This window comes from Erwinia persicina (assembly GCF_014838825.1).
Classification (GTDB): Bacteria; Pseudomonadota; Gammaproteobacteria; order Enterobacterales; family Enterobacteriaceae; genus Erwinia; species Erwinia persicina_A.
Genome location: NZ_JACYMO010000011.1, coordinates 73,014 through 89,912, shown reverse-complemented (window position 1 = coordinate 89,912; position 16,899 = coordinate 73,014). Strand labels below are relative to the sequence as shown.

Genomic DNA, 16,899 nt, shown 5'->3' with positions numbered 1-16,899 from the left:
GGCGGACCGCAACCGTGGGTCCGCCCCTGCTCAGGGGGCGATCCTCTTCCCGCCGGCCCTGTGGCGATCGACCCGCAACGTCAGACGAGCTGAGCCGCCAGGAGCGGCCAGCGCACATCAAAGTCAACGGTAGGGCGATAACGAAACTCTGAACGGACAAAGCGTGACAGCAGCCCTTCGCAGAATGCCAGTAGCTGGCTGGCCAGCAGCGTTTCATCGGTGGTAAACCCTTCACCCTCGCGCATTTTCTTTTCACGCATCACCTGGCGCAGCTGCACTTCGATACGCTCAAAAAGCTGGTTAATACGCCCCTGCAGACGATCCTGTTCGAACATCAGCGCATGGCCGGTTAAAATGCGCGTTAAACCCGGATTACGCTCACCAAAGCCCAGAATTAACTGAGTGATCATACGTAAGCGCGGCAGCGTCTCTTTTTCGTCTTTCAGAATCAGATTGATGCGCGTAATCAGGCTATCTTCGATAAACTCGATAAGGCTGTCAAACATCTTGGTTTTACTGGGAAAATGCCGGTAAAGCGCCGCTTCAGAAACCCCAACACTGGCCGCCAGTTTGGCCGTTGTAATGCGCTGACTTCCATCGCTGGATTCCAGCATTTGTGCCAGCGCCTGCAGGATTTCTTCACGGCGATTCCGTTTCGCACTCTTTTTTTCAACCATGTCTTAAAAGACCCCTGAAAACATCACCATAAACGGGCAAAGGCCCACTCAACGTCCGTAAACACGTGGTTTACGGACGTAAAATCCAGTTTATCGTCGTTATGAGAGCAGTGGAGAGCTACTGGCGACCTGAATGGCCAAAACCCCCTTCGCCGCGCTCGCTGGAATCAAAGTCACTGACCAGATTGAACTCTGCCTGGACGACTGGCACGAAAACCATCTGTGCAATACGCTCGCCCGGTTCGATAGTAAAGGAGTCCTGCCCGCGGTTCCAGACGGAAACCATGAGCTGGCCCTGATAATCGGAATCGATCAGACCCACCAGATTGCCGAGCACGACGCCATGTTTATGGCCCAGTCCCGACCGGGGCAGTATGACAGCAGCCAGCCCCGGGTCAGCAATATGGATCGCTAAACCCGTTGGTACCAGCGTGGTCACGCCGGGTTCGAGCACGAAAGCGTCATCCAGGCAGGCGCGAAGATCGAGCCCGGCGGATCCTGATGTGGCATAGGTCGGTAAGGGAAAGTCGGTACCGACACGCGCATCAAGGATTTTAACGTCGATTTTTTTCATCATAAAGGCTGACAATCTCGTCTAATAACTGTTGGCCAAGGAGCGACTTATCGCACAGCGGTAAGACCTTGTCTCCCTTCTGCCAAAAAAGGTGAAGAGCATTGGTATCGCTATTGAAACCCTGCCCGGTTTTGGAAACGTCGTTGGCGCAGATCACGTCCATATTTTTACGTGTCCGCTTTTCTTGCGCGTATTCTTCCACATTCTGGGTTTCAGCAGCAAATCCTACAACATAGGGCCTGTTGTGCTGCATCGCGGCTACCCCAGCCACAATATCTGGATTTTTTATCATGCGCAGGGTGATTTCATCCCCCTGTTTTTTAATTTTTTCTTCCGCCACGGCAGCTGCCCGGTAGTCTGCAACCGCAGCACAGCCAATAAAAATGTGCTGGGCAGTGGCCTGCGCCATTACCGCCTGCTGCATCTCCAGCGCCGTTATGACATCAATGCGCGCCACGCCTGGAGGCGTCGCTAACGCGACCGGGCCCGCAACCAGCGTCACCTTTGCACCGCGTTTTGCAGCCGCGGCAGCAAGGGAAAACCCCATTTTCCCACTGCTGTGGTTACTGATAAAACGCACCGGGTCGAGAGCTTCCCGGGTCGGGCCGGCGGTGATCATAATATTGAGATGTTGCAGATCGTTGACGGGGGCTGCCCAGCCCACGGCCAGCTCCACTATTGCCAGCGGATCGAGCATGCGTCCCGGCCCGATATCACCGCAGGCCTGGCTACCGATGTCCGGACCCCAGATCAATACGCCACGCTGTGCCAGCAGATGTAGGTTGTGCTGTGTCGGCAGTGCGCGATACATCTGCTGATTCATCGCCGGAACTACCGCCACCGGTGCCGGCGTTGCCAGGCAGACGGTGGTCAGCAGATCGTTGGCCATGCCGGCAGTGACGCGCGCAATCAGGTCGGCTGTCGCGGGTGCGAGGATGACAAGGTCCGCCCATTTGCCTAACTCAATATGGCCCATGGCCGCTTCGGCAGCCGGGTCAAGCAAATCGTCAGAGACCGGATAACCGGAGACCGCCTGCAGACTGAGCGGGGTAATGAAGGCTTTTGCCGCATCGGTCATCACAACCCGAACGTCCGCACCGCGATCGCGTAGCCGACGTACCAGTTCCGGTGTTTTATAGGCCGCAATACCGCCGCTGACGCCAAGGACAATACGCTTTCCGCTTAATCCCATCATTTTGCTGTTCGCCTTCTGTTAAACCTGCCCGATGCCGTAGCGCCGTAATCTCCCTATTTTATCACACTCCTTTGTGAGGGGGATGACTGCACAATATTTGCGAGGCAGTACGTAAAATCGGCACGTCAGGTTAGAAAACTACTGTATATAATGCCATGATTTTTCTCATTCAGGAAGGAGAAGAAAAAATGAAAGAGCCATGGCTTGGCCTCCCGCCGCGAGAAAAATTGTTCGAATTCGGCGCACACGCGCTCAGTGATGTTGAACTGCTGGCTATTTTCCTGCGTATTGGTTCTCGCGGGGTTCACGTGATGACACTGGCGGAACAGCTACTCGATAAATTTGGATCACTGCATCGGCTGCTCACCGCGACACCGGAGGCGTTAACCGCGATCGATGGGGTGGGCACCGCAAAGTATGCACAGCTGAATGCGGTGGCAGAACTGGCGCGGCGCTGCTTTACCTGCCGGGAAGCGCTGGAAAATCGCGTAGTCAATAGCACGGAACAGATGCTGGATTTTTTCAACAGTTCCCTGGCACACCGGGAACGGGAAATCTTTCAGGTGATCTTTTTTGATAATCAGCATCGGATTATCCATACCAGCGAAATGTTCAGCGGTACTTTCAATAGCGTAGAAGTGCATCCACGTGAGATTGTGCGTGAAGCGTTAAAACGGAATGCGGCGGCGCTCATTCTGGCGCATAATCATCCATCTGGACTGGCTGAACCCAGCCGTGCCGATCGTCATATTACGCAACAAATCGTGCGGGCCTGTACCCTGATGAATATCCGGGTGCTTGACCATATTGTGATTGGACGGGGTGAATATGTCTCTTTTGCGGAGCGAAGCTGGCTCTGACGGGTTGGATGTTATTTAACCATTTCTGGGTTTAATTTCACTTTTCTACCGCCTGAACCGCGCATTTCCCGTACAAAAGAGACAATAGTACGCGATCCTGAGGGATCTTTATCTGTTCGGGACTTGAGCACTCGCGCTACAGGGCGTATACTACGCCACCTTTGAGAATCTCGGGTTTGGCGTTGAGCCTACTCAGCGGGTTCACATAGAACTCGCCTGGATGGGCTATAAGCCTGACGAGGCGGCCAGAACCTTATTTTTAAAGCTCGAGCTGATTTGATTTTTGGAGAATAGACATGTCACGAGTCTGCCAAGTAACTGGCAAGCGTCCGGTAACGGGTAACAACCGTTCCCACGCAATGAACGCGACGAAACGCCGTTTCCTGCCGAACCTGCACTCTCATCGTTTTTGGATTGAGAGCGAAAAGCGCTTCGTTACACTGCGCGTATCTGCCAATGGCATGCGCGTAATTGATAAAAAGGGTATTGATACGGTCTTGGCCGATCTCCGTGCCCGCGGTGAGAAGTACTAAGGTAAGGAACTGAAACATGGCTAAAGGTATTCGTGAGAAGATCAAGCTGGTTTCTTCTGCTGGTACAGGTCACTTCTATACCACCACGAAGAACAAGCGTACTAAGCCGGAGAAACTGGAACTGAAGAAATTCGATCCAGTTGTCCGCCAGCACGTGATCTATAAAGAAGCTAAGATTAAGTAATTAATCTCAGTGGATAAAAAAACCCGGCCCCGGCCGGGTTTTTTTGTTTTCAGCTTTTCTTATAGAATACGTGGTTAAAGCGAAGCGCTGACAGCGCGATACGGAGGCAGGGCAATGCCAGAGTTACCAGAGGTTGAAACCAGTCGACGCGGGATTGAGCCGCATCTGGTTGGGGCGACGATATTACATGCTGTGGTGCGTAATTCCCGCCTGCGCTGGCCGGTATCTCAGGAGATCCACGCGCTGAGCGACCAGCCCGTACTGAGCGTCCAGCGCCGGGCTAAATACCTGCTGCTGGAACTGCCGGCGGGGTGGATCATCATACACCTGGGGATGTCGGGCAGCCTGCGGGTGTTACCGGAAGATCTTCCTGCGGCAAAGCACGATCATGTTGATCTGGTAATGAGTAATGGCAAGGTACTGCGCTATACCGATCCCCGTCGCTTCGGTGCCTGGCTGTGGGCTCCGGATCTTGCTGCCAGTTCCGTATTGTCACATCTTGGTCCGGAACCGCTGAGTGACGTGTTCTCCGCGCTGTATCTGTTTGAAAAATCGCGCGGGAAACGCACGGCAGTGAAACCCTGGCTGATGGATAACAAGGTGGTGGTCGGCGTCGGGAATATTTATGCCAGTGAATCACTGTTTGTCGCGGGGATCCTGCCCGATCGCCCCGCGATGGCGCTGACTGAATCAGATTGCGGGCTGCTGGTTGCCACCATTAAAGCGGTGCTGCTGCGCTCCATCGAACAGGGCGGCACAACGCTGCGCGATTTTCTGCAAAGCGACGGTAAGCCGGGATATTTTGCACAGGAATTACAGGTGTATGGCCGTGCGGGTGAACCTTGCCGCCAGTGCGGGATGCCGATAGAAAGCAGTAAACACGGGCAGCGCAGCACCTTTTTCTGCCGGCACTGCCAGAGGTAAACCGCGCTTTTATCCGAGCTTTTCTTTCAGCGCCCTGTAAACCGGGGCTGGCAGGAATGCCTGAACTTCTCCGCCATGGCGCGCCACCTCTTTCATCAGGGATGATGAAATAAAGGAATAAGCTTCAGAGGGCATCAGGAATACGCTTTCCAGCGTCGGCAGTAAATGGCGGTTCATATGCGCCAGCTGAAGCTCGTATTCAAAGTCGGAAACGGCCCTCAGACCACGCACCAGTACGTTGGCCTGTTGCGCTTTCGCAAAGTTAGCCATCAGGTCACTGAAGCCTACGACCTCTACATTGGGCAGATGTGCCACTACCTCACAGGCCAGGGCGACACGCTCTTCTAACGAGAACAGCGGTTTCTTGCTCGGACTGGCTGCGACAGCCAGGACGATGTGATCAAACATCAACGCAGCACGCGTAACGATATCAAGATGGCCATTGGTCATCGGGTCAAAGGTGCCGGGGTAGATGGCTTTGGTGCTCATAGTCTGCCGCTCCTGGATGCGTGATTCAGAGCCCAGAGGGCCGTGTATTTATTGAAAGTATACTGCGCGTTGACCACGGCCAGCAGCCAGCCCTGTTTGCCATCCAGAAATCCTGCCCGCAGCACCAGCGTTTTCAGGAACGCCCCAGCGGTATGGCCAAAAATAGCGACGATACCACAGCGCTTTCCCTGCTGATGGCGCTGCCTGGCCCAGGCTTCTGCGTAGGCAAACTGTTTCCACTGAAAGGCGGAGAAGTCACGGCAGGTCAGGTGCAGCAGATCGCCGCTTAACGGAGTGGCTTTGACCTGACCCGTTTCCAGTGATTCATGCACCTGATTATTGTTGTACTGATATTGCCGGGGATAGAGGCGCGTGACGCGATCAGGATACCAGCCGCTGTGGCGCATAAAACGCCCGAGGAACAAGTTGCGTCGCGCAATGCTGTAGATTTTTTCCGACGGCGGCTGGCAGAGTATGGCGTCAATGGCCTGCTTTAACTCGGGTGTGACGCGCTCGTCGCTGTCGATCATCAAAATCATCGGGTGAGTGGCATAACTCTGCGCCAGCTGGCGCTGTTTACCATACCCGTGCCACTGGTCTGAATGAAAAACCTGTGCACCGTGACGCAGAGCAATGTCCGGCGTACCATCGCTGCTGCCGGAGTCGAGCAGGACTATTTCATCCGCCCAGTTCACCGACGCCAGGCATTCGGGCAGCACGTCAGCTGCATCTTTCGCTATCATCACGACCGATATTTTCTGGCGTACGCTCATTTAATGATTCCGCTGTGGCAGGTGTGGTTCAAGTAAATGCAGCAGGCGCTGAAGTGCGCCCTGATTCTGATGCAGTACGTCTACGGCGTGGCGGCCGTAATAGAGGCGATAGTCCTCATCGGTCAGCAAGGTCCCGATCTCTTTATCCAGCGAGTCGGCATCGGTCACGGTGATCAGACCGTCGGCCTGCTGCAGGCGGGCGCAGATATCCTTGAAGTTAAAGATATGCGGCCCCATCAGGACCGGAATGGCATGGGCTGCCGGCTCCAGCGGGTTGTGGCCGCCGCGCTCAACCAGACTGCCGCCGACAAAGGCCAGGTCAGCAATACCATACAGCAGCATCAGTTCACCCATGGTATCGCCTATCACCACCTGAGTACTCCCAGACGGGATTTCACCGCTGCTGCGAAGGGTATAGCTGAATCCGGCCTTCTGCGTCAGGGTGCGTGCCACATCAAAACGTTCAGGATGGCGGGGCACCAGAATCAGCAGCAGGTTAGGGAAGCGGGCCAGCAGCTTGCGGTGGGCATCCAGAATAATACTCTCTTCACCCTCATGGGTGCTGGTGGCAATCCATACCGGACGGCGCGGGGCCCACTGGCGACGGAGCGTGATGGCTCGTGCTGCCAGTTCTGGCGTGACAGAGATATCGAATTTAAGGCTGCCGGTAACGGCCAGTTGCGATCGTTTTACGCCCAGACCAATAAACCGCTCCCCGTCCTCCTGATTCTGTGCGGCAATCAGGGTAATGCGCTGCAGCAGGCGTTTCATGAATTTGCCGATTTTCGCGTAGCCCTTCGCCGAGCGCTCTGACAAACGGGCATTGGCGATCACCAGCGGGATTTTGCGCGTATGCAGCTGGGTGATCATATTTGGCCACAGTTCGGTTTCCATGATGATCACCAGGCGTGGACGCACGGTATCGAAGAAACGGTTCATGGCTCCCGGCAGATCATAGGGCAGGTACACGTGGTGGACGTCCTTCCCGAAGGCCGAGCTGGCACGCTCTGACCCCGTTGGGGTCATGGTGGTTACCACGATGGGCAGATGGGGATAACGATGACGCAGTGCGCGAACCAGCGGGATCGCAGCCAGCGTTTCCCCCACGGATACGGAGTGCAGCAGGATACCGTCTGGCTTCACTTTCCCTGCACAAAAACCATAACGTTCCGCCCAGCGCTTTCGGTAGGCGGGTGCCTTCCGGCCGCGCAGCCAGAGGCGCAACCAGATAAGAGGCTGAATAATATAGAGCAGAGCGGTATAAATGGTAATCATCGCATTGTTTTTCAGGTGAACAGAGACTTACGTCCAGAGATGGCCGAAAAAGAAAAATAATGCGGCATGTTAGCAGATAAGTGCGGCGGTCTCACACTACTTCATGGCCATCGCTCTGGGGTTTACAGAGCAGACCGCGTGATTCAGGTGCAGTTATCCGTTCAGGTCTGCGCTGGCGCAGATTTTCGCCAGCGGCGCAGGCGGCTCATCCAGAGCAATAAATGATACTTTTGCTGCAGGCCTCGTGCATTACGCCGCATTCTGAGTGGCATCTCAGCCGCCCAAAAATCAGCAATCATCGCCTGTCTGGCCGTTTCATCTGGCTCCCGGCGTATGGCATGACAGACGGTGAGCGCTTCCCGGGTGATCTGTGCGTAAAGCGAGCGATGAATGTTGACGAAGCGACTATATTGCTGGTTTATCTCCTCCAGCTTTTGACAAATTTTCAGGTAATGACGCTGGTACTCAACGTTTGCCTGGCCTGTTCTTGGGCGGTTACTGATGGACTGTTCATGTGACAGATAGCTGTAAAGGGGGCGCTCGTTATACCTGACCCGTCGTGCATTTAGCATAAACTCGGTGGTCCACAGAATATCCTGATGATGGAGCCCGGGTATAAAGGTCAGGTTACGCTGCCGGATGAGTGAAACGCGATAGATACCCAGCCACACGACGTGCAGATAGCGATGCGTTTTCAGCGCCCGATTTAACCAGGAGGCACCACTGAGGACCGGAGTGGAATGCAGCCGGCGGGCAGGAATTAATACCTTTTCCTTCCTCCCAGGAGTACTGGTTCGCCAGGCATTACACTGCGCGGCATCCAGATCGTCTGCGGTAGCCATAGCGACTAACGTGCTGAACATCTCCGGTTCAAGAATATCGTCCGCATCGGGGAACGTGACATATGTTCCCCTGATGTACTTCATCCCAGTGTTACGCGCCCGCGAAACGCCGCCATTCTCCTGATGGATAACCCTGATATGAGAGGCCCTGCGGGCATACTCCTCTGCCCGCTCTCCTGAACCATCCGTCGAGCCATCATCCACGATAATGATTTCCAGATCGCGAAAGGTCTGTGACAGCAGAGAGGTCATAAAAGGGGCAAATAACGCACCCGCATTATACAGAGGAACAATCACACTAAGCAGTGGTGTGGCAGACATTGCAGTGTCCTTTCATTTAAGAAAATCTCAATCCATTGAAATTTCAAGTGGTTAGTGAATGTTAAATGTTTTGCTGGATTTTTTTTAGCATTAAGTGTGCAATCCATAACGTAAGATTGTCAGAGCACGACAGGACGTCATCGCGTTACACGCATAGGTTTGCGAGTCCACTGGGAAAGTGTGGGCAGAAGGTGGTTTTCACCAGAACAAGGAGGGTTATCAGGCGAGTCACGTCCAGCAGGACGGAACTCCGGTAGACATAAGCAGACTGTTTGTTAGCAGGTTGGTAATGAAGAATATTTTGATTATACGCCGTGACAATATTGGCGATTTGGTGTGTACCACCCCGTTAATCGAGGGGGCAAAAACCGCCTTTCCGGATGCTAACATCTACCTTTTGATTAATACCGTTAGCCACGATGTGGTAAAAAATAATCCTTTCATTAAGCAGGTTTTTATTTACCGTAAAGCCAAACACCGAACAGAAAATGAATCGAAAGTCGGCATCTATGTCGAAAGGATAAAAATCATTTTGCAGCTGCGGCGGATTGCGTTTGATGCGGTGATTCTGGCTAATCCAACACCTTGTAAATACAGCCTGAGAATGGCAAAAATGATTGGGGCGAAAAATATCATTGGCGCTTCGAAGGGCGATCGCGGCATAACCATCCCTTTCAGCCCGGAAGATTTCCAGGGCCAGCACCAGGTGGAGCGGACATTCAGTTATTTATCGGCACTGACCGACAGGCAGATCGCCATCCCTCCGGTGCGTGTCTGGCTGACCCGGGATGAACAGCAACAGGCTGCCAGCCGGCTGAAAAATCGACCATCAGATTACCCGGTCGGATTAGCTGTCCATATCAGTAGCCGGAGTGAAAAGCGTCGATGGCCGCTGGAGCGCTACGCGGCAATCATCCAACATTATCTGCAGGAAAACAGCCACAGCAGCGTCTGCATTTTCTGGTCACCTCAGGGCACGTTGGCCCCGGATGATGTCGGTGACCAGCATCGTGCCGAGCAGCTATTGGCGACATGTCAGGATCCCCGCGTATCACTTTACCCTACCGCTTCAGTGCGTGAACTGCTTGCCGCCTACGAGCATTGCGACCTGATACTGTGCAGTGATGGCGGTCAGATGCATCTTGCGGCCGCGATGAATAAAAAGCAGGTCGTCTTCTTTGGTGATACCGACCGCAACGCCTGGCATCCCTGGTCTGGTCGATATGAGATCATGCAAACAGACTCAGGGAACTGCAGCGATATATCTGTTGACGAAGTGTGGGATAAAATCCAGTTGCAGCATTAAAAATCAGCACGCTGAACGGCTGTCATCAGTAAACGATACTTATCATTTTTGTAGTGATAAGTATCGATCAATAGTGATGTCATAACTGAATTTATTGTACATCTCTTCGCGAATAACCGGAGGCGAATACCATGCCTGGCGCATTTTCTCTGCCAGTGAGGAACTGGTTAACTCTGCCAGGAAAGGTTGAAGTTCACCGGTCATAATCTCAGAAGCGCCACCCGGACAGGCTGTACTGACGACCGGCGTATGGCAAATGAGTGCTTCAATAAGTACAGATGGTAATCCCTCGCTATCTGAACTCAGGGCGATCATTTTAGCCCCTTTAATCACCGGTAGCGGATTGCTGATAAAGCCTGTAAAAATAACGTTATCCTGCAAGTTGAGTTGTAAAACCTTGTCCTGAATTTTTTGGGTGACGTCAGCTTCTCCCTGGCCAATGATAATTAACTTGCAGGGCAGGTTGGCCAGCGAAAAGGCTTCTAATAAACGATCGTGCCTTTTCACCTGATGAAATCGGCCCACATGAGCAATGTATGATTCTTGTTCATAGGGATTGCTTAAAGCCGCACGCGCAGTAATTTCATTAAGATGGAACGGATTATAAATAGTCATTATCGTTTTGGGTTTCAGTCCCACGTTGCTGACTAAATCCTCACCAACGGCATCTGAGACAGAGATAATATTGCGGTTTTTATATACTTTTTTTATTTTGTTTGTTTTTAGCCAGCGGCTGAAACCGGTTTTATTACCCAGATAGGATCGTGAGAACATGCCGTGAACACACAACCACAGATTACAGGCTCTGAGTACGCGAGAGCGCACCACAATGCGATCTGTTTTGTGCAGGCTGCTGATCACCAGGCTGGGTTTACCATATTGAAGAAAAAGCGCAGGTAATAAATGGTCCACTGAAGCAGCACGCCTTCTCAATTCACAAAGTTTACGTAATGGCCCTTTTCCTCCAGTATCTTTATCCACTATATAGTTGATTTCTTTTGGTATTTCATAATCAAGCCGGTCACTTAAAGAGAGAAGCGTGACAGTGTGGCCGCGCTGCGCTATACCTTTTGCCAGCGTGAGGGTGACATTTTCTGCGCCGCCACCGGGCAGCCCATCGATGATAAACAAAATATGGCTTTTCATTGAGTTAATACTCTTTGATAAAGGTCGATCAATTGTGACGAAAGGCTCGCAGGATGATAAGGCAGAATTTTCTCCCGCGCAGAGTGGCCCATTGCAGAGCCAAGCGCCTCAAGCGGCAACTGCCGGATGGCCGCCGTCAGCGAGGGAATGTCCAGCGCATCGGTGACGAAACCATTGATGCCTTCGCTGATAAATTCAGCACCACCGCAGGTTTCGCTGGTAATAACGGGTAAACCGCAGGCCATGGCTTCGAGAATGACATTGGGAAAAGGATCATAAAGGGTGGGCAATAACAGGGCATCTGCGGCCTGATAAAATGGCAGGGTGCTTTTCTGAACGCCCATAAAACGAACCCGTGACTGGCAGCCCAGAGATCCGGCAAGCGCCTGATAAGATTTTTGATTTTTATCCCGCCCGATCACCATCAGGTAACTCTCTGTCGGTGCAATCGCACGAATAGCGGCTTCCAGTCCCTTTCTTTCAAAACCAGAGCCGACAAAAATCAGGCAGTGCGCCTGTTCTGGTAACTGATATGCCTGGCGCAACTGATGCTTAAGGGCGATATCCGCAGGCCGAAAGGCGTGGTTATCGATAGCGTTGTAGATAACGGTGATTTTTTCTGGCGCAACCTGAAACTGCTCAACTATCTCGCGTTTAATCATCTCCGCGTTACAGATCACTGCTTTCAACTCCGGGGCTGAATACATGTCTTTTTCTGCCTGCATCACGAAACGATGATAGGGACTGTTAAACATAAGAGTACGATGCCAGGCGGGAAGCTGACGCGCCCGCTGAAGAAGCCAGTTGCGGTGTACCCCATCCCCTGCACGATAGATATCACAGCCAGCGATACGCTCATGACTCTGTACCAGATCAAAATTCTCACGCTGCCAGATAGATCTCGCTGCTGAGGCAAAGCCCCGTTCCCGGCTGATGCGACCCAGCTTCAGCGGATTACATAAATGGATATGCCAGTCAGGGTGAATGTCACCTTGCCATTCGCGCGTAATCACATTAAGTTCAAGGTCTTTTTTTTCCAGTGCGAGTAACGCACGAGAAATAAAGCGTTCGGCGCCCCCATCCGGACGATATTTTTGGCGTACCAGCGCCAGACGAAACGGCTTCATTCCAGGAGCTCCCTTGTGGCATTGATTACGGCTTCAGTGGGGATTAAATCAAGATAACGTTCACTGGTTTTTGTATCCACATTATCCGGGTCGGGCAGCGTGCCATAGTCTCCTGCCCATATGGTTTTCCCTTTTCCTTGCCACGGGTGCCATAGCGTCAGTTTGCTTGGGCCGAAAAGGGCCACGTAAGGCGTGTTTAGCGCAGCGGCCATGTGCATCGGAACAGAGTCTACCCCAAGGAAAAGATGTGCATGATCAATGAGCGCTGCGAGCTGGCGTAAAGTGAGCTGGCCTGCCAGTGAAATCACCCGTTCTTTCGGACAATTTGCCATAATGGCCGCGACCATTTCCTGCTCTCGCTTGTCAGGGCCTGATGTGATCACCAACGTATAGCCTTCTTTTTGCAGAGCGGTGATAGTGGCCGCCATTTTAGCTTCCGTCCAGCATTTGAAGAACCACCGCGAAGTCGGTTGAACCACAATGAAATGATCCGCAACAGCGTGTTGATGAAGTAATTTTTCAACGTGCTGCCAGTCGCGGGCCTCATAACTCATTGTGACCTGAGTGGTGTACGCCAGGTCGCCCAGGGGTTCAAGCAGCGAAAGGTTTTGCTCAACGGTATGCAACTGACCATGTCCGGCAACCGTGACCCGCTTTGTATGGCAGAAGCGCCATAATGCTCCCTGCCGTTTGGGGAAATCAAAGCCAAGTCTAATCCTTGCACCGGTCCAGCGTGCCGCGAGCGCACTGCGCCATTGGTCTGCCAGATTAATCACTACATCGTACTGGCGTGCGCGCAGCTGCTGCAAAAGCGCCCACTCTTGCTTTACATGGACAGCAGGACCAAGCTTCTTCCACTGTCGGTCGATGGATATCAGTCGGGCGATGCAGGGGTTGGCAGAGAGCATCTCTCTGGTTTCCTGATACAGCAGCACATCCACTTCTGCCTCCGGCCAGTTTTGCTTCAGCGTATTAATGACCGGTGTCGTGAGCAACATATCGCCATGATGACGGAGTTTAATAACCAAAATGCGTTTTGGCAGGGGAACAAGGGCTGAATTCATGATGTATTGCTTTCCAGGATACAGAAGGTGAATTCTAATGGAGCAATGGCATCGTGGCTAGCACTGCTCGGTTTTACCCAGGCGGGTAATCAAGTGGGCGACTGCATGCAAAGTCATTTGCTCTGAGGAAATGGGCTGCGTAACATAAGGCCAAAAGCATAATTCAGGTTATAAATCCATGGTCAAACCAGCGTTCATTATTACCATCGATACGGAGGGCGATAACCTGTGGGAAAACCACAACCTCATTTCGACCAGGAACACCCAATATCTTCCGCGATTTCAGGCGCTGTGTGAAAAGTATGCCTTTAAGCCGGTGTATCTGACTAACTATGAGATGGCGGTGGATGATGATTATGTTGCTTTTGCCCGCGATGTTATTGCGCGTGGTGCTGGCGAAGTTGGAATGCATCTGCATGCGTGGAACAGCCCGCCGCTTGATCCGCTCACGGATGATGACTGGCGTTATAAACCGTACCTGATTGAATACCCAGCCGGGCTGATCCGCAGTAAGGTTGAGTTTATGACCCGGTTGCTGGAAGACACGTTTCAGACAAAAATGCTGAGTCATCGTGCCGGGCGCTGGGCCTTTAATGAATACTATGCAGCTTTGCTGATTGAGTTCGGCTACGTGGTCGACTGTTCTGTGACACCAAAGGTGAACTGGCAGTTTTCCCCGGGTAATCCAGAAGGGAAAGGGGGGACAAACTATCGCAATTTCCCTTCACACGCCTACTTCATGGATGAAAAAAATATTGCGCGAGCTGGAACGTCATCACTGTTAGAAGTCCCAATGACTATCCAGTACAAACATTCTGGCTTAATGAATTCATTGAAGAGTGGTTATGACCGTTTGCGGGGTAAGCGACGTTCACCCTCCGTAAACTGGCTGCGACCTTCAGGTGGTAATGTTGAGAACATGAAACAGGTTGTGCGGCAGTCGCTGGATGAGGGACAGGATTACGTTGAATTCATGCTGCACTCTTCTGAGTTTATGCCGGGCGGAAGCCCCACATTTGCAACAGAGCAACATATTGAACGTTTGTACCAGGATCTGGAACAGCTCTTTAGCTGGCTCTCTGAACGTACGGTGGGAAAAACACTGGCAGAGTACTATCAGGCTAAAACAAGCAAGGTGTAGTTTTGCGATAAAGCAGCAGTGTGCCGGTGGGCCCGGCACATAAGCTTTAATAAACCCGGTCTATTGCTGATAACCGTTGGGATTTTGTTCCTGCCAGTTCCAGGCATCGCGCATCATTTCTTCCAGGCCTCGCTGTGCTTTCCAGCCCAAATATTGGTAGGCTTTTTCAACATCAGCCCAGCATTCGCCGATATCTCCTTCGCGACGCGGCACCATTTGGTAAGGCACTTTTTTGCCAGATATCTTTTCGAATGCTGCCAGCATTTGCAACACTGAATACCCGACTCCCGTGCCCAGATTATAGGTACTGACCCCGGGAGACTGCCGGATGTTTTGCAGTGCTTTCAGGTGACCTTCCGCTAAATCCATAACATGAACATAGTCCCTTACGCCGGTGCCATCAGGGGTAGGGTAGTCATTTCCGAAAATGGACAACTGCTGTAATTTGCCGCTGGCAACCTGAGAAATATAGGGCATGAGATTATTCGGGATCCCATTGGGATCTTCACCAATCAGGCCTGATTCATGGGCACCAACAGGGTTGAAGTAACGTAGGATGGTTATGTACATCTCTGGCCAGGCTTTTGCTACATCGACCAAAATCTGCTCAACCATCAGTTTTGAGGTACCATAAGGGTTAGTGGTACCACCTATTCTTGCAGTTTCTTTGAGCGGTATTGTCGTTGGGGTGCCATAGACGGTCGCGGAAGAACTGAATATAAAATCTTTCACTCCAGCAGCATACATTTCTTCCAGCAAGACTAAAGTGCCGGCAACGTTGGTTTGGTAGTACTCAAGGGGTTTAGCAACAGACTCACCAACAGATTTCAGACCAGCAAAATGAATGACGGCTGAAATGTTATGTCGGGAAAAAATCGTTCTTAATGTCTCCCGTTCCCGGATATCGTTCCGGTAAAAGGTGACCTTGCACCCTGTTAGGCTTTCGACTTTCCCCAGCGCCACCGGTGATGCGTTGATGAGATTGTCCAGCACCACGACTTCATAATTGTGCTTCAGCAACGAAAGCACTGTGTGCGAACCGATATACCCGGCACCACCCGTTATCAGAATTGCCATACAGATCTTCACTCTCTCTCTCTGTGTCTGACGTGACTTCCCGTCGTTCGGCCAACATTTTTAGCTCACGTAATATAGTGCGTGATTAAGAAGGCAAGTGCAACACGCTCCCGGGCCCGCTTACTGCGGTTCTGCGGCATAGCTGAACCGTCGAAACTCCCCCAGAACAGTGCTATCATACGATACATATGTATTATGATTTGTTGATTTAATGACCTTGCTTTGTAGTGAAAGCATACAGCGTCGATGCCGTTCCAGCGTATGAATCTGGAAGTGTTTTATAAGACAAATTGAGTGGTAACAATGAAGGTATCTAAAATTAAGTGGATTAACCGGGTATTAATGTTTTATACCTTTTTTTTTCGCCATTTGAAAAAAAATAGACCTCTGAATTCAGACAGTGAGTTTCAGCGCATTGCGATTTTTTCAACCACGGCGCTGGGCGATTTGATGTTCAACACCCCTGCTATTTTTGCCTTAAAGCAACGTTATCCGCAGGCTGAATTTGTGCTGGTTTCGAGTGAAAAAAACCGTCCGTTAGTGGATAGCAGCCCGTGGTTCGTCGAGGTCCTCTACTGGGATAATAAAATAAGGAATGCACATCGGCTAATAAAATCGTTACGCTCTTTCCGGCCGCAGTTAACCGTTATTCTGCACTCTTATATGCCCTATGATATATTTTGCGCCGTTCTTTCTGGCAGCGAATATATTGTCCGCGATCAGTATCGCGTAGACAGTCCGCTTATGAACCGCTGGCTCAATCTGTATTCGATGCCTTATAACGGACATTTGATCCAGCGTAAACTTGATTTGCTCACCGCCCTGGGATGTCGTAATGACGATCCCCGCATGCATATTCCAGTCGCATATCGTGCGGCAGAAAAGCAGGGAAATAACATTCGCATCGGTTTTCAGATGGGCGCCTCTGAAGCCAAACGCTGTTGGCCGGTCGCTCGCTTTGCCGAGTTGGCAACGCTCTTATATCAGCATGAGAACTATCAGATTACATTGATTGGTGGGCCTAAAGACAGAGGATTAGTTGCTGAGTTCGAGCGGCGGGTCGGCGCAGAGATATTTTCTCATGTAGACAACCAGGTGGGAAAAACTTCATTGGTAGAATTACTTACGCTGATCGATGGATTTGATGTATTAGTGACAGGGGATACCGGGCCACTGCATCTGGCTATTGCGCTGCAAACCGCGACCGTGAGTCTTTACGCTGATGCGGAGCCTAAACATACGGGGCCTTATCAGGATTTAGTACAGCATATTATTATGAAAATGACCCATACTCTGCCTGACAGCAGGCAACCACTGGAACAAATAAGTGCAGAGTCGGTTAAGGAAAAAGTTTCACTGTTAGCCTTCGCTAAGCAATAGACACACCGAAA

General features: G+C 51.7%; 18 protein-coding genes. 7 read left to right on the top strand and 11 right to left on the bottom strand.

Annotated elements, in window-relative coordinates:
- Window positions 1–80: 80 nt before the first annotated feature.
- From slmA to coaBC, 3 genes are all read right to left on the bottom strand, one after another.
- Entirely contained in the window at window positions 81–677 is a 597-nt protein-coding gene (gene slmA / locus IFU29_RS19405; RefSeq protein ID WP_191935347.1) for a nucleoid occlusion factor SlmA, read from the bottom strand.
- A 118-nt stretch (window positions 678–795) separates the two neighbouring features.
- Window positions 796–1,254: a dUTP diphosphatase gene (gene dut / locus IFU29_RS19400; protein WP_191935346.1), complete on the bottom strand. Its 459-nt coding sequence runs from the start codon at window positions 1,252–1,254 to the stop codon at window positions 796–798.
- Window positions 1,232–2,443 (bottom strand): bifunctional phosphopantothenoylcysteine decarboxylase/phosphopantothenate--cysteine ligase CoaBC, encoded by a 1,212-nt coding sequence (coaBC, locus tag IFU29_RS19395; protein WP_191935389.1) that lies wholly within the window; start codon window positions 2,441–2,443, stop codon window positions 1,232–1,234. The genes dut and coaBC overlap by 23 nt, the downstream gene beginning before the upstream one ends.
- Window positions 2,444–2,634: 191 nt before the next feature.
- Between coaBC and radC the strand changes: the two genes are divergently transcribed.
- The 4 genes from radC to mutM all read left to right on the top strand — a co-directional run bounded on the left by radC (window position 2,635) and on the right by mutM (window position 4,947).
- The gene (radC, locus tag IFU29_RS19390) at window positions 2,635–3,306 is read left to right on the top strand and encodes a RadC family protein (protein ID WP_191935345.1); all 672 of its coding nucleotides are present in this window, start codon (window positions 2,635–2,637) and stop codon (window positions 3,304–3,306) included.
- 296 nt (window positions 3,307–3,602) lie between these two features.
- A complete protein-coding gene (gene rpmB, locus IFU29_RS19385) occupies window positions 3,603–3,839 on the top strand; it encodes a 50S ribosomal protein L28 (protein ID WP_062746922.1) in 237 nt (78 codons plus the stop codon).
- Between the two features lie 16 nt (window positions 3,840–3,855).
- Window positions 3,856–4,023 (top strand): 50S ribosomal protein L33, encoded by a 168-nt coding sequence (gene rpmG, locus IFU29_RS19380; RefSeq protein WP_001051798.1) that lies wholly within the window; start codon window positions 3,856–3,858, stop codon window positions 4,021–4,023.
- 114 nt (window positions 4,024–4,137) lie between these two features.
- Window positions 4,138–4,947, top strand: a complete 810-nt coding sequence (gene mutM, locus IFU29_RS19375) for a bifunctional DNA-formamidopyrimidine glycosylase/DNA-(apurinic or apyrimidinic site) lyase (RefSeq protein ID WP_191935344.1) — start codon at window positions 4,138–4,140, stop codon at window positions 4,945–4,947.
- 9 nt (window positions 4,948–4,956) lie between these two features.
- On the opposite strand, the gene coaD is transcribed toward mutM, so the two are convergent.
- The 4 genes from coaD to IFU29_RS19355 all read right to left on the bottom strand — a co-directional run bounded on the left by coaD (window position 4,957) and on the right by IFU29_RS19355 (window position 8,647).
- Window positions 4,957–5,436 carry a pantetheine-phosphate adenylyltransferase gene (gene coaD, locus IFU29_RS19370; protein ID WP_191935343.1) on the bottom strand — a complete coding sequence of 160 codons (480 nt, stop codon included), beginning with the start codon at window positions 5,434–5,436 and terminating at the stop codon, window positions 4,957–4,959.
- On the bottom strand, window positions 5,433–6,209 hold the full coding sequence (locus IFU29_RS19365; protein WP_191935342.1) for a glycosyltransferase family 2 protein: 777 nt from the start codon (window positions 6,207–6,209) through the stop codon (window positions 5,433–5,435). The genes coaD and IFU29_RS19365 overlap by 4 nt, the downstream gene beginning before the upstream one ends.
- Window positions 6,210–7,484 carry a lipid IV(A) 3-deoxy-D-manno-octulosonic acid transferase gene (waaA, locus tag IFU29_RS19360; RefSeq protein WP_191935341.1) on the bottom strand — a complete coding sequence of 425 codons (1,275 nt, stop codon included), beginning with the start codon at window positions 7,482–7,484 and terminating at the stop codon, window positions 6,210–6,212.
- A 161-nt stretch (window positions 7,485–7,645) separates the two neighbouring features.
- Entirely contained in the window at window positions 7,646–8,647 is a 1,002-nt protein-coding gene (locus tag IFU29_RS19355; RefSeq protein ID WP_191935340.1) for a glycosyltransferase, read from the bottom strand.
- A gap of 289 nt (window positions 8,648–8,936) precedes the next feature.
- On the opposite strand from IFU29_RS19355, the gene IFU29_RS19350 reads away from it, so the two are divergent.
- Window positions 8,937–9,953, top strand: coding sequence for a glycosyltransferase family 9 protein (locus tag IFU29_RS19350; protein WP_191935388.1), 1,017 nt, complete (start codon window positions 8,937–8,939; stop codon window positions 9,951–9,953).
- Window positions 9,954–9,995: 42 nt separating this feature from the next.
- Here the strand turns inward: IFU29_RS19350 and IFU29_RS19345 are convergent, their stop codons facing one another.
- The 3 genes from IFU29_RS19345 to rfaQ are packed head-to-tail and all read right to left on the bottom strand — an operon-like array spanning window position 9,996 to window position 13,290.
- Window positions 9,996–11,099 (bottom strand): glycosyltransferase, encoded by a 1,104-nt coding sequence (locus IFU29_RS19345; protein ID WP_191935339.1) that lies wholly within the window; start codon window positions 11,097–11,099, stop codon window positions 9,996–9,998.
- Window positions 11,096–12,226 (bottom strand): glycosyltransferase family 4 protein, encoded by a 1,131-nt coding sequence (locus IFU29_RS19340; protein ID WP_191935338.1) that lies wholly within the window; start codon window positions 12,224–12,226, stop codon window positions 11,096–11,098. Before IFU29_RS19340 ends, IFU29_RS19345 begins: the two co-directional genes overlap by 4 nt.
- Complete coding sequence (gene rfaQ, locus IFU29_RS19335; RefSeq protein WP_191935337.1) at window positions 12,223–13,290, bottom strand: putative lipopolysaccharide heptosyltransferase III; 1,068 nt, start codon at window positions 13,288–13,290, stop codon at window positions 12,223–12,225. The genes IFU29_RS19340 and rfaQ overlap by 4 nt, the downstream gene beginning before the upstream one ends.
- A gap of 178 nt (window positions 13,291–13,468) precedes the next feature.
- Here rfaQ and IFU29_RS19330 point away from each other — a divergent pair, with 178 nt between their 5' ends.
- Entirely contained in the window at window positions 13,469–14,431 is a 963-nt protein-coding gene (locus IFU29_RS19330; protein ID WP_191935336.1) for a polysaccharide deacetylase family protein, read from the top strand.
- A gap of 60 nt (window positions 14,432–14,491) precedes the next feature.
- Here IFU29_RS19330 and galE read toward each other — a convergent pair whose 3' ends face one another.
- A complete protein-coding gene (gene galE / locus IFU29_RS19325) occupies window positions 14,492–15,508 on the bottom strand; it encodes a UDP-glucose 4-epimerase GalE (protein ID WP_062746899.1) in 1,017 nt (338 codons plus the stop codon).
- A 303-nt stretch (window positions 15,509–15,811) separates the two neighbouring features.
- Between galE and IFU29_RS19320 the strand changes: the two genes are divergently transcribed.
- Window positions 15,812–16,888 carry a glycosyltransferase family 9 protein gene (locus IFU29_RS19320; RefSeq protein ID WP_062746897.1) on the top strand — a complete coding sequence of 359 codons (1,077 nt, stop codon included), beginning with the start codon at window positions 15,812–15,814 and terminating at the stop codon, window positions 16,886–16,888.
- The last annotated feature ends 11 nt before the right edge of the window (window positions 16,889–16,899 follow it).

Excerpts from the sequence above, each read along its gene's own strand:
- slmA (WP_191935347.1), bottom strand. The coding sequence starts at position 677 with ATGGTTGAAAAAAAGAGTGCGAAACGGAATCGCCGTGAAGAAATCCTG.
- dut (WP_191935346.1), bottom strand. The coding sequence starts at position 1,254 with ATGATGAAAAAAATCGACGTTAAAATCCTTGATGCGCGTGTCGGTACC.
- coaBC (WP_191935389.1), bottom strand. The coding sequence starts at position 2,443 with ATGGGATTAAGCGGAAAGCGTATTGTCCTTGGCGTCAGCGGCGGTATT.
- radC (WP_191935345.1), top strand. The coding sequence starts at position 2,635 with ATGAAAGAGCCATGGCTTGGCCTCCCGCCGCGAGAAAAATTGTTCGAA.
- rpmB (WP_062746922.1), top strand. The coding sequence starts at position 3,603 with ATGTCACGAGTCTGCCAAGTAACTGGCAAGCGTCCGGTAACGGGTAAC.
- rpmG (WP_001051798.1), top strand. The coding sequence starts at position 3,856 with ATGGCTAAAGGTATTCGTGAGAAGATCAAGCTGGTTTCTTCTGCTGGT.
- mutM (WP_191935344.1), top strand. The coding sequence starts at position 4,138 with ATGCCAGAGTTACCAGAGGTTGAAACCAGTCGACGCGGGATTGAGCCG.
- coaD (WP_191935343.1), bottom strand. The coding sequence starts at position 5,436 with ATGAGCACCAAAGCCATCTACCCCGGCACCTTTGACCCGATGACCAAT.
- IFU29_RS19365 (WP_191935342.1), bottom strand. The coding sequence starts at position 6,209 with ATGAGCGTACGCCAGAAAATATCGGTCGTGATGATAGCGAAAGATGCA.
- waaA (WP_191935341.1), bottom strand. The coding sequence starts at position 7,484 with ATGATTACCATTTATACCGCTCTGCTCTATATTATTCAGCCTCTTATC.
- IFU29_RS19355 (WP_191935340.1), bottom strand. The coding sequence starts at position 8,647 with ATGTCTGCCACACCACTGCTTAGTGTGATTGTTCCTCTGTATAATGCG.
- IFU29_RS19350 (WP_191935388.1), top strand. The coding sequence starts at position 8,937 with ATGAAGAATATTTTGATTATACGCCGTGACAATATTGGCGATTTGGTG.
- IFU29_RS19345 (WP_191935339.1), bottom strand. The coding sequence starts at position 11,099 with ATGAAAAGCCATATTTTGTTTATCATCGATGGGCTGCCCGGTGGCGGC.
- IFU29_RS19340 (WP_191935338.1), bottom strand. The coding sequence starts at position 12,226 with ATGAAGCCGTTTCGTCTGGCGCTGGTACGCCAAAAATATCGTCCGGAT.
- rfaQ (WP_191935337.1), bottom strand. The coding sequence starts at position 13,290 with ATGAATTCAGCCCTTGTTCCCCTGCCAAAACGCATTTTGGTTATTAAA.
- IFU29_RS19330 (WP_191935336.1), top strand. The coding sequence starts at position 13,469 with ATGGTCAAACCAGCGTTCATTATTACCATCGATACGGAGGGCGATAAC.
- galE (WP_062746899.1), bottom strand. The coding sequence starts at position 15,508 with ATGGCAATTCTGATAACGGGTGGTGCCGGGTATATCGGTTCGCACACA.
- IFU29_RS19320 (WP_062746897.1), top strand. The coding sequence starts at position 15,812 with ATGAAGGTATCTAAAATTAAGTGGATTAACCGGGTATTAATGTTTTAT.